Genomic DNA, 644 nt, shown 5'->3' with positions numbered 1-644 from the left:
GCCGGGACAAATGCCCCGGTGAGCGTTTGGTATCCGAGGAATACACGGTGACATCCATGCCCGCAAAGCGCACCAGCTGATCAGAGCTGGAAAACCGGCGTGCATCACCGATCTCGGCCCAGATGATCGCCGCGCATAACCACCCGATGCCGTAGTGGCGGGCCTGCAGCGCCTGACAACCGCGCTGATGTCGAGCGAAGTTCACCAATTGTGCTCGCAGCGGCACAATCTCGGCACCCAGCTCATCTGTGCGCCGCAGCGCGGTGTCCACATACTGGCGTCCCACCCCCGACAACTCCGCACCGGCAAGCGCGTCACGGCCCGCCGCCGACAGCAACGCGGTGACCGGCGGGCAGCCCTGATGGAACAACTGGGCGTGGATGCGCTGCTGCCAGGCACGGCGCTCCTCCATCAGCGCGCAATACAACCGGCCCAGGGTGCGAACCTCCACCACCTGCGCCGGCGGGATCCACAACTCGGGGAACCGGCCCTCCACCAACAGCGTCCGCAACAGCCGCGCATCGGCGCGGTCGGTCTTGGCTCGCTTCTTGGGGCCCCGCAACCCCGGAGCAATGATCAGAACCTGTGGATGAGCCTCGGCGAGGCGGCGAGATTGGGCGCACCTTCCCGAGGATGATCTGAAG

General features: G+C 66.1%; 1 protein-coding gene. It reads right to left on the bottom strand.

Features of this window, described 5'->3' with window-relative positions; genetic code table 11:
- Positions 1-562, bottom strand: a 562-nt coding sequence (locus BST40_RS28445) for a transposase (RefSeq protein ID WP_244174549.1), incomplete at its 3' end; no start/stop codon positions are given.
- Positions 563-644: the final 82 nt, after the last annotated feature.

It is taken from the genome of Mycobacterium persicum, from assembly GCF_002086675.1.
In the GTDB taxonomy this organism is placed as follows: Bacteria; Actinomycetota; Actinomycetes; order Mycobacteriales; family Mycobacteriaceae; genus Mycobacterium; species Mycobacterium persicum.
Note: the sequence above shows the minus strand (reverse complement) of the source record. Positions and strands in the feature narration are given on the sequence as shown.